The following is a 15389-nucleotide window of genomic DNA, read 5'->3' as shown; positions in this document are numbered from 1 at the left end:
AACGGCTTGGAGCGAGACCTTGGTTAAAAAATGTGCATCCCGTCTGACCCTGTGGCTATGCCTGGCCCCCTGGCTGGCCTTTGCCGCTCCGTCCGCTCCCGCGCAGACACCCTTGTCCGCCGCCTTGCAAGCGCTGCCGCGCGGTTGCCCGACGCTGCCGGCCGAGCTGCCTGACGGCGCCCTGCAGCGCCTCCGGCAGTTCTACCAGACAACCGGCGCGCGCCCGGTCTGGACGTCCTACCCCATGCTCGACGAACTGCTGCGCCAGCTTGCGATGCTGGCCGATGACGGCCTCGATCCGGCGCAGTACCAGCCCGAGCGGGTCCGCCATGAACTGCAGCGCAGCAGCACCGATCCATGGGCTCGAGAATGCGCCGACATCCTGGCCAGCCATGCCTACCTCGAAGCGCTGCAGCATCTATCGCATGGTCGTCTGCTTCAGGCCGAGGTCGAACCCCTCTGGCGCAGCCCGCAGCTGCCCGAGCGCGACGACGGCGAACGGTTGCTGCAGATCGCTGTGCAGGGCCTGGCCGATCTGCCCGAGGCGTTCGATCGTGCCCGCCCTGAGCTGGCGCTCTATCGTGACCTGCGGGCGGCCTATGCCGATTTACGCCAGCGTCCGCTGCCGGTATGGCGAGCCGTGCCGACAGGACCGACCCTGCGCCCGGGAATGACCGACCCGCGGGTACCCCTGCTGCGCGAGCTGCTGCTGGCCGGCTCAGCCACGGAGTCGGCCCTGTACCGGCACTACGACGGCGAGCTGGTGCAGGCGGTCAAGCGCTTCCAGACCCTGCACGGCCTGGAAGACGACGGCGTGGTCGGCTCCGCGACCCTGACCGAACTGAACGTCAGTCCGGCCAGCCGTCTGGATCAGCTGCGCATCAACCTGGAGCGCCTGCGCTGGGTCAGCCGCGATCTGGAAGCGCAGTCGCTGCTGGTGGATATCGCCGGGGCCCGGCTGATCTACTTTCGCGACAGTTGCCCGTTCTGGCAGACGCGTACCCAGGTCGGCCGGCAGGCGCGGCAGACGCCGCCGCTGAAATCGCAGATCACGCGCCTGACGCTCAACCCCACCTGGACGGTTCCACCGACCATCCTCAAGCAGGATAAATTGCCCCTGATCCGTCAGGACCCGGGGTACCTGGCACGCAACCAGATGCGTGTGCTCGACGCCAAGGGCAACAGCCTGGACCCGCAGCACGTCGACTGGAACAACCCGCGCGGCATTCTGCTGCGCCAGGATGCCGGGCCGGCCAACCCGCTCGGGCAGGTGGCAATCCGTTTCGACAATCCCTACTCGGTCTACTTGCACGACACGCCAAGCCAGCCATTGTTCGACCGCGCCGCCCGCGCCTTCAGCTCCGGCTGCGTGCGCGTCGAGTCGGCCTTGCAACTGGTCGATCTGTTGCTGGAAGACCACGAGCGCCCCGAAGTCGCCACTCTGCTGCAATCGGGCAAGACTCACGAATACCGCCTGGCCCGCCCGACGCCGATCCTGATGGCCTATTGGACGGCCGACACCGATGCCGACGGTCGCCCCCGCTATCGACCGGATATCTATCATCGCGACGCCGCGCTGCTCGCCGCGCTGAACGCCGCCAGCAACCGTTGATCGGCCGCAGCCCGATCACGTCGGGAAATGCACTCCATTCGTCGGGGACTTTGTCCGTTGCAGCCTGAACCAAGCAGGCTCGGCGTAGTCTTTTGCTGACCGCTCGGCAACCGAATCGATGCCGAGTGTTTCACCATGGGATTCGCCTGAATTACTCAGTGCAATGGATAGCCGAGCAGGACATTTTGAACGCTGACCACAGTGCCCCCGCCGCGACCTGGAATGAAGCCGAGCGGTTGACCGCCTTGGCCCGCTATCGCGTATTCGACGGCACGCCCAATACGGAACTTGATGAGCTGGCAGCGCTGGCCGCAGAGCTGTTCGCCTGCCCGGCGGCAGCGATCCACCTGATCGATCAGCACCAGCAGCATTGCATAGCCGCGTTCTCCATCGAGCAACAGCCGCAGGAGCGCGCTTGTTCGGTGTCGGCGCAGGCTATCGAGCAGGCAGATCCGCTATTCGTGCGGCGAGCGGACGAGCTCCGCGCCCCTGTCCGAATGCCCCGTCTCGTCGACGGCCAGCACGCCGACTTCTGCGCCGCCGCCGTACTGCGTGACGCGGACGGACTGCCGCTGGGCACGCTGTCTATCTATGACCGCCAACCACGCGAGCTCAGCGCACGCCAGCGGGCCCAGCTACAGGCATTGGCACGCCAGGCCATGGCGTTGCTGGAACTGCGGCGCATATGCAACGAACAGGCGCGTAGCCGGCAGATCATCGATAGCGCGCAGAATTACGCCATCATCGCCACCGACCTGCGCGGCCTCGTCACCAGCTGGAACAGCGGCGCGCAACAGCTGCTCGGCTGGTCGGAGGACGAGGTTTGCGGCCGTCATGTCGAACTCATGTTTACCGAGCAGGATCGCGCCGCCGATGCCCCCGAGCAGGAAATGCGCACCGCTCTGGAGCAGGGCCGTGCGCTCGACGAGCGCTGGCACCAGCGCAAGGATGGCGCACAGTTCTGGGCCAGCGGCATCCTCACGCCGTTGCTGGAGGATGGACAGCCACTGGGTTTCGTCAAGATCCTGCGCGACCTGACCGAGTCGCGGATGCGACAGGCTGCTGCCCGCGAAACCGAAGAACGCTATCGCACCCTCGTCGACCTCAGCCCGCAGGTGATCTGGCAGTGCGATGCAGATGGCAGCCTGAGTTTCTGCAACAGCTACTGGACCGACTTCACCGGCCTCGCAATCGAGCAATCGCGCGGTGACGGCTGGCTGCAGGCGGTCACCGAACCCGATCGCCAGCGTGTCGCCGAGCAATGGCGGGCCGCGCTGCGTCGGGAGCTGCCGTTCAAGCTTGAGCTGCCGCTGCGCGATGGCGACGGCAGTCAGCGCTGGTTCCAGGCGAGCGCAGCGCCGGTCTACGACGCCGGCGGCAAACTGCTGCACTGGGTTTGCGTCGCCCAGGATGTCGATGCCCGGCGGCGGCTGGAGATGCAGCGCCTAGAAAGCGAAGCCTTCACCCGGCTGCTGCTGGACTCGGCCAACGAAGGCTTCTACTCCATCGATCGCAGCGGCGCGGTCACGCTGTGCAATGATGCCTTCCTCAACATGCTCGGCTTCACCAGCCGCGAAGAAGTGCTCGGCAGGCAGCTGCACCAGCTGATTCATCACAGCCACCCGGACGGTACCCCTTATCCGGTGCAGGACTGCCCCATCCAGCACACCGCCACGACCGGCGAGCCACGGCATGTCGAACACGAGCTGTTCTTCCGTGTCGATGGCAGCAGCCTGCCGGTGGAATACCGCGTCGCACCGATCTACCGCGACGGCGAGCTGCAGGGCGCCATCTGCACCTTCAGCGACATCAGCGAACGCACCCAGCACCAGGCCTTGCAGGCGTTCCTGCTGGAGCTGAGCGACTGCCTGCAGGCCAGCAGCGAGCGCGTCGACGTCTGCTGCGTGCTTGACGAACGCCTGGCGAAACTCATGCGTTGCGACTGCATCGCCTGGGGCTGGCTGGAAAACGCACGGCTCTCCGTGCAGGCGCAATGGCCGGCCCCTGGCGCAACGAGCAGCACCAGCCAGCATGACCTGGCTGCCGTTGCCACCGACCTGAGCGAGCGGCTGGCTCGAGACAGCATCGTTGTGTTCGACCCGGACCACGCGCCGAGCGAGCCCTTGCGCCGCAGCCTGGCCGCCGACGCCCTGCTGCTGACCGAATTGCCAGGAGCCGAGCCCGGTAACCAGCAGGCAGTGCTGCTGTTCATTCGCAGCCAGCCGAACCACTGGAGCGCAGACGATATCGCGCTCACTCGTGAGGTGCTCGAGCGCATTCGTCGCGCCGCCGAGCGCGCCTGTGCGAACAAGGCGCTGCGCGAAGCCGAACAGCGCATCAGCCTGGCCAACGAGATCGCATCGACCGGCGTCTGGGAATACCGCGACAGCCAGCACTCGCTGCACTGGGATGCGCAGCTCAAGGCGATGGCCGGACTGTCCCCCGATGAACCGGGACTGGACGTGCACGAGATCCTCGCCCGGGTCCATCCGGATGATCGCGGCAAGCTGTTCAAGGCATTGGGCGATACGTTGAAGGGTGAGGGCGACGGCGAGTTCCAGCTCGACTACCGGATGTTCGACACCCGTATCAACAGCTTCATCTGGCTGGCCAACCGTGGACGTCGGCTGGTCGATGGCAACGGCGAAGTGCGCATTCTCGGCACGGCTCGCAACATCACCGCCGAGCGCAGCGCCGCCGAGCGCATGCAGCGCATGAACGAGATGCTCGAGCAGCAGATCCGCGACCGCCAGCAGGCCGAACAGCGGCAGACGGCGCTGATCGAACTGGGCGACTTGCTGCGCGAACAGCACGACAGCCAGACCATCGCGCATGCGGCGGTCAGCGTGATCGGCAGGACCATCGGCATATCCCGCGTGCTGTTCGCCAGCGTCGAGCTCTCCAGCCAGAGCGCCACCATCGAGCGCTACTGGAGCGACGGCAGCTCCGACAGCAGCAGCGAGACGGTCTATTTCGCCGATTACGGCGACTTCTTCTACGACCTGCAGGAAAACGAGCTGGTGGTGATCGAGGATGTGCTGCACGACGCCCGCACCGCCAGTCACGCGGAGAATTTCGCCGAAAGCCTGATCCGCAGCATCGTCTGCGTGCCACTGTTCGAGCAGGGCTGTCTGGCTGCTGTGATGATGCTGCTCGAAGACCAACCGCGAGCCTGGCTGGACGACGACATCTCGTTCATTCGCGAGGTCGCCGACCGCGCCTGGTCCGCCGACGAACGCATGCGCGCCGAGCGTGCCCTGCGCGAGAGCGAGGAGCAGTTCCGCACGCTGGCTGACAACATGAGCCAGTTCGCCTGGATGGCCGACCCGAACGGCCGCATCTACTGGTACAACAAGCGCTGGTACGACTATACCGGCACCACCCAGGAAGCCATGCGCGCCCTGGGCTGGCGTGCGGTGAATCACCCGGACCATCACGAGCGGGTCAGCGCCTCGATGAAGCGTGCCTTCGCCATCGGCTCGATCTGGGAGGAAACCTTTCCGCTGCGCGGCAAGGATGGCAAGTATCGCTGGTTTCTCTCGCGCGCCCTGCCCATTCGCGACGACTTCGGCCAGGTTACCCACTGGTTCGGCACCAATACCGACGTTACCGCACAGGTCGCCGCCGAGGAGGCACTACGCGAGCTCAACGACAGCCTGGAACGACGCGTGGCCGAGCGCACCCGTGAACTGGCGGCGATCAACAGCCGGCTGCATATCGAGATGGCCGAGCGCGAACGCGCCGAGGAAGCACTGCGGCATGCACAGAAAATGGAAGCCATCGGCCAGCTCACCGGTGGCCTGGCCCACGACTTCAACAACATGCTCACCGGCGTGCTTGGCGCCCTGGACCTGATTCAGCGCCGCGTCGCCAACGGCAGCACCAGCGATCTGGACCGCTATATCGATGCCGCCACCACCTCCGCCAACCGTGCCGCGGCGCTCACCCATCGCCTGCTCGCCTTCGCCAGGCGCCAGTCGCTGGATCCCAAGCCCGTCGACGTGAACCTGCTGGTGGTGTCGATGGAGGATATGCTGCGCCGTACGATGGGCGAGCACATTCAGCTGGAGGTCGAGCTGCAGGCCGACGCCTGGCAGGCCTACACCGACGGCCATCAGCTGGAAAACGCCCTGCTCAACCTGGTGATCAATGCGCGCGACGCCATGCCCAACGGCGGTCGGCTCGGCGTGCACACGCAGAACCTGCATATCCAACAACGCCAGCCAGATGCCCCCGAACCGGGCGACTACGTCGTGCTGAGCGTCACCGACAACGGCGCCGGCATGTCTGCCAAGACCATTGCCAAGGCGTTCGACCCGTTCTTCACCACCAAGCCGATCGGCCAGGGCACGGGGCTGGGGCTGTCGATGGTCTACGGCTTCGCCAAGCAGACCGGGGGCCATGTCAGCATCGACAGTACGCTGGGCCAGGGCACCCGGGTCACGCTTTACCTGCCGCGCAATCAGGCCGCACGGAACCCCCAGCACCAGCCGGAACAGCCTGCCGAGACGCCCAGTGCGCAGCACGGCGAAACGGTACTGGTCGTCGAGGACGAGGCCGCGGTGCGCATGCTGGTGGTCGAAGTGCTGCAGGAGCTGGGCTATCGGGTGCTGGAGGCGTTCGACTCGGCCAGTGCACTGCCTTACCTGGACGGCGACCAGCGTCTCGACCTGCTGGTCAGCGACTTCGGCCTGCCGGGCCTCAACGGTCGACAACTGGTGGAACGCGCGCGCCAGGGCCGCCCCGATCTGAAGGTCCTGTTCATCACCGGCTACGTGCCGGACGATGAAATGCGCAACGACTTCCTCGGGCCCGGCATGGACATCCTCACCAAGCCGTTCAGCATCGACATCCTCGCCGCGCGCATCCGGCGCCTGATCGACGGTCGCGACTGAGCGCAACCGGAACTCCGATCGGCGTCGCGCACTCTCAGGAAGGACGACAGCACAGAGGTTTCCGCTCATGCGCAAGATACGACTCGCGGCGCTTACCCTCGCCCTGGCACCCCTGGGCACGGCCATGGCCGATGGCCTGGTGCGCGACATCCTTTCCTCCGGCGCGACCACCGCGTCCACCTACCTGACCTTCAAGGACAACAAGCTCGTCGTTCCAGCGCGCGAGGATGCCGGCAGCTTCGTCGCCAGCAATGGCGAGATCCGCGGCCCGTACCTGGAGGCCGCACTGCAGCAGATGCGTCGCGAGCAGCCCGAGCTGCAAGCCAGCGACATGGAGCTGGCAACTGCCATCCTGGCGGCCGAACAGCCGCGCTGAGCGGCGTGCCAAACCCGCAACCCATATCCGGAGGACAGTTCATGAAGAAGAGCGCTTCGGCCGTCTGGCAAGGCGGCCTGAAAGACGGCAAGGGCACCATCAGCACCCAGAGTGGCGCGCTGAAGGACAACCCCTACGGCTTCAATACCCGCTTCGAGGACACGCCCGGGACCAATCCGGAGGAGCTGATCGGCGCGGCCCACGCCGGCTGCTTCTCAATGGCCTTGTCGATGATGCTCGGCCAGGCCGGCCTCACCGCCGAACGCATCGAGACCCGCGCCGAGGTGACCCTGGACAAGGACGGCGAGGGCTTCAGCATCACGGCGATCGACCTGACCCTCAAGGCCCGCATTCCGGGTGCGAACGACGCTCAGTTCCAGCAGATCGCCAACCAGGCCAAGGAAGGTTGCCCGGTGTCCAAGGTGCTCAACGCACGCATCAGCCTGAACGCGACGCTGGAAGGCTGATCGCTCCTCCAACGCGCGGAGCTCGGGCGAAAAAAAAACGCCACACCGTTGCCGGTGTGGCGTTTTCGCATCCGGGGTATCTATCAGCCGCGGATGTTGTAGATGTCCTTCTCGTTCAGCTCGGCGTACTCGTACAACCGCTTGAGATAGGCACTCTGCTGTTCCCACACCTTGGCGGCCACCGGGTCGGCGTTGGCGGACGCATCGACCACCTCGGCGGCGACTTCCTTCAGGCGGGCCAGCACATCGTCCGGCAGGCGTCGGACTTCCACGCCCTGCTCGCGCAGCTGCTCCATGGCTTCCATGTTCTTGGCGTTGTAGTCGTCGAGCATGTCGCCGTTAACCGCACGGGCAGCGGCCCGGACGATGGCCTTGAGGTCATCCGGCAGGGTTTCCCAAGCCTTCAGGTTGACGTCCAGCTCGAAGGTGACGTTCGGCTCCTGCCAACCCGGGGTGTAGTAGTACTTGGATGCCTTGTGCAGACCCAGCGCCAGGTCGTTGTACGGGCCGATCCACTCGGTGGCGTCGATGGCACCGGTCTGCAGAGCGGTGAAGATCTCGCCGGCCGGCATGTTCACCACCGTTCCGCCCATCTTGGTCAGCACTTCGCCGCCCAGGCCCGGGGTGCGCATCTTCAGACCCTTGAAGTCGTCGACCGAGTTGATTTCCTTGTTGAACCAGCCGGCAGTCTGTACGCCGGTGGCGCCGCAAGCCATCGGCAGCACGCCGAACGGCTTGTAGACTTCTTCCCACAGTTCCATGCCGCCGCCGCGATGCAGCCAGGCGTTCATTTCCTGCGCGTTCGGGCCAAACGGCAGCGCACAGAAGAACTGTGCCGCCGGCACCTTGCCTTTCCAGTAATAGGGAGCGCCATGGCCCATCTCGGCCGTGCCGCGCGACACCGCGTCGAAGACTTCCAGAGCCGGAACCAGCTCGCCCGCGGCATACACTTTGACGGTCAGCCGACCGTTGCTCATCTCGTTGACCAGCTTGGCGAAGTTCTCCGCCCCGACGCCTACGCCCGGGAAGTTCTTCGGCCAGGAGGTGACCATCTTCCAGTTGAATGTCTGCTGCTCGCTGGCCTGCGTGCTTTCGCCTGCGGCCGGCTTTTCACTCTTGTCGTTGCAGCCGGCCAGTGCGGTGGCCGCCAGGCCTACGCCAGCGGCGGCGAGAATGTCACGACGTTTCATGAGGTTACTCCTTGTTATTTGTTCTTATTGCGCAACGGCAAGGCTACGCTTTTTTGCCGGATCGCCTTGCGCCTTTCGTTCCGTTTCGAGCGCCTGAGTCAGGCTGAGCGCTGGCTCGCACGGCGAAACCTGCGCCGGAAATGCATACGCCACTTCGGGCTCGACTAACATTAGAGCCTCCGGCGCCTCAAGCCTAGCGCATAAGCTAAAAGTCGTAGGCCGATTGCTGCAACGCGCCAGTGCTGCAAGAATCGACGCCTCCCGCCAACCTTGCGTCTACTAAGAAGGACTACCAATGTCCCAGAGCCCCCCGCCCCTGCTGCGCGTGGCTGGCCTCATCGATGCGTTCAACATGCGCCTCGGCCAGCTATGTGCCTGGATCACCCTGTTTCTCGTCATTGGCACCGCCATCGTGGTGGTACTGCGCTATGGCTTCGGCATCGGCGCAATCGCCCTGCAGGAAGCGGTGATGTACGGCCATGCGCTCGTTTTCATGGGCGCCGCCGCCTGGACCCTGCAACGCAACGGCCACGTCCGCGTCGACATCTTCTATCAGAAGTTCAGCAGCCGCCGGCAGACCGCCGTCGATGGCCTCGGCCATCTGCTGTTCCTGCTGCCGGTGTGCCTGTTTCTCGGCTGGAACAGCTGGGATTACGTCAGCAGTTCCTGGGCGACGTACGAGGGCTCCAACGAGTCCGGCGGGCTCAAGTTCGTCTACCTGCAGAAGAGCATCATTCTGCTTCTGGTCGCCAGCCTCGCCCTGCAGGGCATCTCCGATCTGATCAAGGCCGGCTACCGCCTGGCCGGTCGCCTGCCTGAAGCAGAGCAGGAGGTGAAGCATGGGTGAGATCATGGCCATTCTGCTGTTCATCAGCATCTGCTTCGCCCTGATGTCGGGTTACCCGGTCGCCTTCACCCTTGGTGGCATGGCACTGCTGTTCGCCGGCATCGGCGTGGTCACCGGCTCGTTCGACGTGGGTTACCTGCACGCGTTACCGAACCGCATCTTCGGCATCATGAACAACCAGACGATGCTGGCCGTGCCGCTGTTCGTCTTCATGGGCGTGATGCTGGAGAAATCGCGCGTTGCCGAAGACCTGCTGGAATCGATGTCGCGACTGTTCGGCACCCTGCGTGGCGGCCTGGCGATTTCGGTCTGCGTGGTCGGCGCGCTGCTCGCGGCCAGCACCGGCATCGTCGGTGCCACCGTGGTCACCATGGGCCTGCTGGCGCTGCCGACCATGCTGCGTCGCGGCTACGACCCGGCCATCGCTACCGGCACTCTGGCCGCCACCGGCACCCTCGGCCAGATCATTCCGCCCTCGATCATCCTGGTTCTGCTCGGCGACGTGATGTCCAGCGCCTTCCAGCAGGCACAGCTGAAGATGGGCATCTTCTCGCCGAAGACCGTTTCGGTCGGTGACCTCTTCGTCGGCGCGCTGATTCCAGGCCTGGTGTTGGTCGGGCTGTACATCCTCTACCTCATCGCCGTGGCGATATTCCAACCGAAGAAGCTGCCGGCGCTGCCGCAGGAAGAACTGGGTCCGATCGAATGGGGCAAGCTGATCAGTGCGCTGCTGCCACCGCTGGCGCTGATCACCGCGGTGCTCGGCTCGATCCTCGCCGGTTACGCCACCCCAACCGAGGCTGCGGCGATCGGTGCACTTGGCGCGACCGTGCTGTCGATCGCCAAGGGCCAGCTGAATTTCGCCCAGCTCAAGCAGGTCGCCTTCGGCACCACCGAGATCACCTCGATGGTGTTCCTGATCCTCATCGGTGCTTCGCTGTTCTCCCTGGTATTCCGCGGCTTCGGTGGTGAAGCGCTGATCGAGGATGCCCTGCACTCGCTGCCTGGCGGCGTGCTCGGCGCCTTCCTGGTGGTGATGCTGGTCATCTTCCTGCTGGGCTTCATCCTCGACTTCATCGAGATCATCTTCGTGGTGGTGCCCATCGTCGGCCCGATCCTGCTCGCCATGGGCCTGGACCCGGTGTGGCTCGGTGTGATGTTTGCGATCAACCTGCAGACGTCATTCCTCACCCCGCCGTTCGGCTTCTCGCTGTTCTACCTGCGCGGCGTCACGCCACGCAGCGTACCTACCAGCGTGATGTACAAAGGCGTGCTGCCGTTCATCATGATCCAGATCGGCATGCTGGTGGTGGCGTACATGTGGCCGGGCCTGGTGACCTGGCTGCCGGAACAGGTCTACGGCAAGTAATAGCCAGCAACGCCCGTCCACGACGGGCGTTGTGCTTTCTGCAGTAACGTCCCGCTACAATCGGCTCCCAGTCGAACGCCTGCCCCGACAATGTCCACAGCCCCCAGCCTGCACGAGCGCTTCCATGCGCTGGACCGTTTCCTCACCGAGCATCAGTCGCTGTGGCGGCCACGTCCGTTCGTCTGCCGAACACTGCCCTGGGAAGCCGACTACCCCGAACTCGCCGGCTGGCTCCGTGCCCGCTCGCTCGCCGATGCCGAGGCTGCGCACAATCAACCGGCCGCTCTGGCGGCACCCGCACCCTTCCCGCAACTGGCCGCCATTGCCCAGCGCCTGAGCCAGACCGACGAGCTACCGGCCGACGACTGGCGACCCGCCGATCACCGGCAAAGCGTCGATGTGCCAGGACGCAAGTCGCTGCAGATCCACGCATTCGGCGCGCGCCTGCGGTTTCGCGAAAAGCCGCTTCACTGGCTGGACTGGTGTGCGGGCAAAGGGCACCTCGGTCGTCATCTGGCTCGCGACGGAGCCGCTCTGACGTGTCTGGAATGGGACGAACCCCTGGTCGAAGCGGGCGCGCAACTCAGCCAGCGCCTCGGCATCGCGGCGAGTCATCACTGCCAGGACGTGCTGGCCGCCAGCGCTGCCGAGCGGCTGCACGCCAGCCACACGGCGGTCGCCCTGCATGCCTGTGGCGACCTGCATGTCCGGCTGCTGCAGCTGGCCATCGACAAACAGTGTCGCCAGCTCGCGGTGGCGCCCTGCTGCTACAACCGCACCGCCGACGAGCGCTACACCCCGCTGTCGCAGGCCGGCAGGACGTCATCGCTGCTGCTGAGCCGCGACGATCTGGGTCTGCCACTGAGCGAAACCGTCACCGCTGGCGCCCGCGAGCGGCGCAACCGCGATCAGTCTATGGCCTGGCGACTGGCGTTCGACATGCTGCAACGGCGCCTGCGCCAGCAGGACGACTATCTACCGACGCCGTCGCTACCCAGCGCCTGGCTGAAAAAAGACTTCGCCGAGTACTGCCGCGACCTCGCCATGCTCAAGCAACTACCGGCACCCGGCGAAGAGAACTGGGCGGCGCTGGAACGCGCCGGCTGGCAGCGCCTGGCCGAAGTTCGCAACCTGGAACTGGTGCGCGGCCTGTTCCGCCGGCCGCTGGAGCTTTGGCTGCTGCTCGACCGCGCCCTGCTGCTGGAAGAGCAGGGCTTCCGTGTTCGCCTGGGCACATTCTGCGCAAGCGAACTGACCCCGCGGAACCTGCTGCTGCTCGCCGAGCGCGATTAGGCCTCGACGAATGTGAACCGGCCTGAATAAGGGCCTGCAAGTCACCGTAATCAAACGGTTTACTCGCCGCGCGCAATGGATATAATGGCGACCCTCACTTGCCGGTATAGCTCAGCTGGTAGAGCAACTGACTTGTAATCAGTAGGTCCCGGGTTCGACTCCTGGTGCCGGCACCACGATTTAAAGGCTCGCAGAAATGCGGGCCTTTTTCGTTACTGCGCCGCGTACTGGCATGGGCGCCCAGCTGTAAGTTTCGCCCGCCGCGTTGCCTCCTGGACATGAGCGTGTAGAATCCCGCGCCCCAAAATCAGGAGACAGAACGTTGGTGATTCATTACTCCGCCTCCAATGGCAATGTCGCATGTGGGCGCACGGGATCGAGCCTGAACAGTTCGGCGGACGCCACTCAGGTTTCCTGCAAGCTGTGCCTGCGCAGCGTGGAAAAGGCGGTAAGCGAGCCTGTACGCAAGACACCGAGCCTTGCCGAACTGCGGGCTGCCGCAAAGGCGGCGAAGACAGTGGCGGTTGCACCCGCGGCGGTCGCGATGACTGCAACCACTGCTCCCACTGCGGCGGTGAAGCCGGCGAGCACGCGAACACCCGCAGCGGCGATCAAGGCCGCTCCGACTGCGCCCGACGCGGCAGCGAAGCCGGTTGCCGTTCAGTCCGTGCGTGCCGAATGGCACAAGCGCCTCGAGCAGCTGCCGGGACGCAACCGCCAGCCACGTGGCGTCGCGCGACAGGCCTTCATCTAGAACGCCAAGCGTCGCGGCGCTCAGCCTTGCACGATGCGCAGGGCCGGCCAGGTTTCGGACCAGCGCTTCGCGGCCAGACGATCGAGATAGACCTGCCGTTTACGGCCACGAAAGGCCGCGGTGGGACGGACGATCAGAGCGAAAAGGTCGTCCAGACCCAGGGGGGCGGCGACCTCGATCTCGCCTTCCTCGCTCAGCCTGACCCCGATGGCCGTGGCCGTTTCCGGCCAATGGCACATCGCGTCTGCCGCAGCCCTATAGGGCCGATCGCCGTTGTGCAGATGCATGCGCGCCTGGTTCTTCACGGACCATTCGAGCGAGGCGTCGGCACGGCGCAATCTCGCTTCGATCTCGGCGTCCACCGCTGCATCGCAGCGAGCCTGGTCGAACCAGATGACGTCGATGTCCGCCGGCAAGGCGCTGCGGCCACGCCGATGTAGGTGATCCCATACCGCGCTGCGCACGAATCCGGCGGCCACCCAGCAATCCGGCAAGGCGAGCGCCCTGACGTGGGCAAGGCAGCGCATGCGCAGCGGATCGGCGGCGATGATGGCGCGCAACTGGGCGTGTGTGGGCATGAGCTCGGTCCTGGAGGCTGGAAGCGGCCAGGCTAGCAGTTGGCGCACGACGGCGCTGCCGGTGCCCCGTCTTAGCGAACCCCTGTTCTGTCCAGCACTCTAAACCGCAACCCACAGCGGAGGACTCATGCATGGACAACTACCACATCAATGTCACCGACTCGGGCTGGGAACTGCGCAAGCAAGGGGCGACCCGCGCCTCGAAGACCGCTGCCACCAAGGACGAGATGCTGCAGGTCACCGCGGCCTTTCTCGAAGGCAGGACGGCTTCGGTAAAGATCCACAAGAAGGACGGCACCATCCAGGAAGAGCGCACCTATCCGCGCAGTGCCGATCCGCGTCGCAGCGAGGGCTGACCAAGACTTAACCGCCCAGCCGGGATCCTGTCTCAGCGATTGGGCTGCGGCGTCAGGCGCAGGTACGGCTTGACCGCCCGATAGCCCTTGGGAAAGCGCTGCTTGATCTCCTCCTCGTCCTTGAGCGAGGGCACGATCACCACCTCGTCGCCGTCCTGCCAGTTGGCTGGGGTGGCGACCTTGTGGTTGTCAGTCAGCTGCAGCGAATCGATCACCCGCAGGATCTCGTGGAAGTTGCGCCCGGTGCTCGCCGGGTAGGTGATGGTCAGACGCACCTTCTTGTTCGGGTCGATGACGAACAATGAGCGCACCGTCAGGGTGTCGTTGGCGTTGGGATGAATCAGGTCGTACAGCTCGGAGACCTTGCGGTCGGCATCAGCCAGGATCGGGAAGTTGACGCGGGTGTTCTGGGTCTCGTTGATGTCGTCGATCCACTTGATGTGCGAATCCACCGGGTCCACGGACAGGGCGATGGCCTTGACGTTGCGCTTGGCGAACTCGTCCTTCAGCTTGGCGGTGAAGCCCAGTTCGGTGGTGCACACCGGGGTGAAGTCGGCCGGGTGCGAGAACAGCACACCCCAGCTGTCACCCAGCCACTCGTGGAAGCGGATGCGGCCTTCGCTGGAATCCTGTTCGAAATCGGGGGCGATGTCGCCGAGGCGGATGCTCATCTTCGTTCTCCTTTCTTGTGTGGGTTGCGGCATTGGTTGATAGCGGTTCAGGCGCGCCGTTGCGCCTGTCGCTCGATCCGGCTCTGCAAGCGGTACAGGCTGGCGAAGCCCTGCTCCCAGCGCCAATGTCCGGAGGCCACGTTGATATGCCCGGCGCCGGCCAGGATCGTGGTCTCGCTGCCCCAGGCGTGGCCCATCTCGACGGCACGTGCGGCACTGGCGGCAGTGTCGTTGTCCGAGCCGATCAGCAGGCTGGCGAATGGCAAGGGCTGGCGAGGGATCGGGGCGAAGTTGCGCAAGGGTTCCGGGCAGCCGCTGCGTTCGACATCCGCGGGGGCCACCAGCAGGGCGCCGCGCACCCGTTGCAGCAGCTGCGCAGGCGCCTGAGCCGCCCAGTGCGCAACCGTGATGCAGCCCAGGCTGTGCGCCACCAGAATGACCGGTTCGGCATGGGCGGCAATGCTGCGCTGCAGCTCGGCGACCCAGTCTTCACGACGCGGAAGGAGCCAGTCCTGCTGCTCCACTCGGGCGCTGCCCGGCAGGGTGCGTTGCCAATGGCTCTGCCAGTGCTCATCGGGCGAGCCGTGCCAGCCCGGCACGATCAGATATCGGATGCTGCGCATATCGGCGCCTCCTGTGATTCATGGCGGCCAGTCTAGACAGCAGATCAACTCACTTAAAAAGAATAAAGAATTCTTTATTTATTCTTTTTAAGCCTATCTGGCGCCTGATAAAGAGTCGTCCTGTTATTCCATAACGGTCTATAAATGTTCTTAAACAATATTTTTAAGAATATTTCGGCCGAACCTATGATCCGCTCCACGCCTTGCTGGCTACGGCCGTTCCGGTCGTCACGAAAGGCTTCACGGAGAACAGCAATGACCGCGACCATTCGCAACCTCGAGGGGCAGGACGAAGCCAGCATCCTGCGCGAGATCCACAGTGCCCTGAGCGGCCTCAAGTTCGGCTCGGTTGAAATCA

Annotated in this window: 13 protein-coding genes, 1 tRNA gene and 1 pseudogene; 11 read left to right on the top strand and 4 right to left on the bottom strand. The window is 64.9% G+C overall.

Annotated elements, in window-relative coordinates:
- Window positions 1-19: 19 nt before the first annotated feature.
- The 4 genes from HZR81_RS11440 to HZR81_RS11425 all read left to right on the top strand — a co-directional run bounded on the left by HZR81_RS11440 (window position 20) and on the right by HZR81_RS11425 (window position 7350).
- The gene (locus tag HZR81_RS11440; protein WP_500128152.1) at window positions 20-1612 is read left to right on the top strand and encodes a L,D-transpeptidase family protein; all 1593 of its coding nucleotides are present in this window, start codon (window positions 20-22) and stop codon (window positions 1610-1612) included.
- Window positions 1613-1797: 185 nt separating this feature from the next.
- A complete protein-coding gene (locus HZR81_RS11435) occupies window positions 1798-6507 on the top strand; it encodes a PAS domain S-box protein (protein WP_500128151.1) in 4710 nt (1569 codons plus the stop codon).
- 67 nt (window positions 6508-6574) lie between these two features.
- The gene (locus HZR81_RS11430; protein WP_500128150.1) at window positions 6575-6883 is read left to right on the top strand and encodes a DUF2388 domain-containing protein; all 309 of its coding nucleotides are present in this window, start codon (window positions 6575-6577) and stop codon (window positions 6881-6883) included.
- Between the two features lie 41 nt (window positions 6884-6924).
- Window positions 6925-7350 (top strand): OsmC family protein, encoded by a 426-nt coding sequence (locus HZR81_RS11425; protein WP_500128149.1) that lies wholly within the window; start codon window positions 6925-6927, stop codon window positions 7348-7350.
- Window positions 7351-7433: 83 nt separating this feature from the next.
- Here the strand turns inward: HZR81_RS11425 and HZR81_RS11420 are convergent, their stop codons facing one another.
- Window positions 7434-8540: a TRAP transporter substrate-binding protein gene (locus HZR81_RS11420; RefSeq protein ID WP_500128148.1), complete on the bottom strand. Its 1107-nt coding sequence runs from the start codon at window positions 8538-8540 to the stop codon at window positions 7434-7436.
- 295 nt (window positions 8541-8835) lie between these two features.
- On the opposite strand from HZR81_RS11420, the gene HZR81_RS11415 reads away from it, so the two are divergent.
- The 5 genes from HZR81_RS11415 to HZR81_RS11395 all read left to right on the top strand — a co-directional run bounded on the left by HZR81_RS11415 (window position 8836) and on the right by HZR81_RS11395 (window position 12803).
- On the top strand, window positions 8836-9387 hold the full coding sequence (locus HZR81_RS11415; RefSeq protein WP_102839392.1) for a TRAP transporter small permease subunit: 552 nt from the start codon (window positions 8836-8838) through the stop codon (window positions 9385-9387).
- On the top strand, window positions 9380-10756 hold the full coding sequence (locus HZR81_RS11410; protein WP_500128147.1) for a TRAP transporter large permease: 1377 nt from the start codon (window positions 9380-9382) through the stop codon (window positions 10754-10756). Before HZR81_RS11415 ends, HZR81_RS11410 begins: the two co-directional genes overlap by 8 nt.
- Before the next feature lie 90 nt (window positions 10757-10846).
- The gene (locus tag HZR81_RS11405; RefSeq protein WP_011911499.1) at window positions 10847-12049 is read left to right on the top strand and encodes a methyltransferase; all 1203 of its coding nucleotides are present in this window, start codon (window positions 10847-10849) and stop codon (window positions 12047-12049) included.
- A gap of 100 nt (window positions 12050-12149) precedes the next feature.
- Window positions 12150-12225: transfer RNA gene (locus HZR81_RS11400), tRNA-Thr, on the top strand.
- 146 nt (window positions 12226-12371) lie between these two features.
- Window positions 12372-12803, top strand: coding sequence for a hypothetical protein (locus HZR81_RS11395; protein ID WP_500128146.1), 432 nt, complete (start codon window positions 12372-12374; stop codon window positions 12801-12803).
- A gap of 20 nt (window positions 12804-12823) precedes the next feature.
- Here HZR81_RS11395 and HZR81_RS11390 read toward each other — a convergent pair whose 3' ends face one another.
- Window positions 12824-13381 carry a nucleotidyltransferase family protein gene (locus tag HZR81_RS11390; protein WP_444815419.1) on the bottom strand — a complete coding sequence of 186 codons (558 nt, stop codon included), beginning with the start codon at window positions 13379-13381 and terminating at the stop codon, window positions 12824-12826.
- A gap of 131 nt (window positions 13382-13512) precedes the next feature.
- Here HZR81_RS11390 and HZR81_RS11385 point away from each other — a divergent pair, with 131 nt between their 5' ends.
- A complete protein-coding gene (locus HZR81_RS11385) occupies window positions 13513-13737 on the top strand; it encodes a DUF2188 domain-containing protein (RefSeq protein ID WP_003284021.1) in 225 nt (74 codons plus the stop codon).
- A gap of 32 nt (window positions 13738-13769) precedes the next feature.
- On the opposite strand, the gene HZR81_RS11380 is transcribed toward HZR81_RS11385, so the two are convergent.
- Together HZR81_RS11380 and HZR81_RS11375 are read right to left on the bottom strand one after the other, a co-directional pair.
- Complete coding sequence (locus HZR81_RS11380) at window positions 13770-14408, bottom strand: peroxiredoxin (RefSeq protein WP_003284022.1); 639 nt, start codon at window positions 14406-14408, stop codon at window positions 13770-13772.
- Between the two features lie 47 nt (window positions 14409-14455).
- Window positions 14456-15031: an RBBP9/YdeN family alpha/beta hydrolase gene (locus HZR81_RS11375; protein ID WP_500128145.1), complete on the bottom strand. Its 576-nt coding sequence runs from the start codon at window positions 15029-15031 to the stop codon at window positions 14456-14458.
- Window positions 15032-15286: 255 nt separating this feature from the next.
- On the opposite strand from HZR81_RS11375, the pseudogene HZR81_RS11370 reads away from it, so the two are divergent.
- A pseudogene (locus HZR81_RS11370) lies at window positions 15287-15389 on the top strand (sulfur starvation response protein OscA); the annotation flags it as partial.

The sequence above is a fragment of the Pseudomonas sp. LM13 genome (genome assembly GCF_041381355.1).
Classification (GTDB): Bacteria; Pseudomonadota; Gammaproteobacteria; order Pseudomonadales; family Pseudomonadaceae; genus Stutzerimonas; species Stutzerimonas frequens.
The sequence above is the reverse complement of the archived record's forward strand: the minus strand, read 5'-3'. Positions and strand labels throughout refer to the sequence as shown.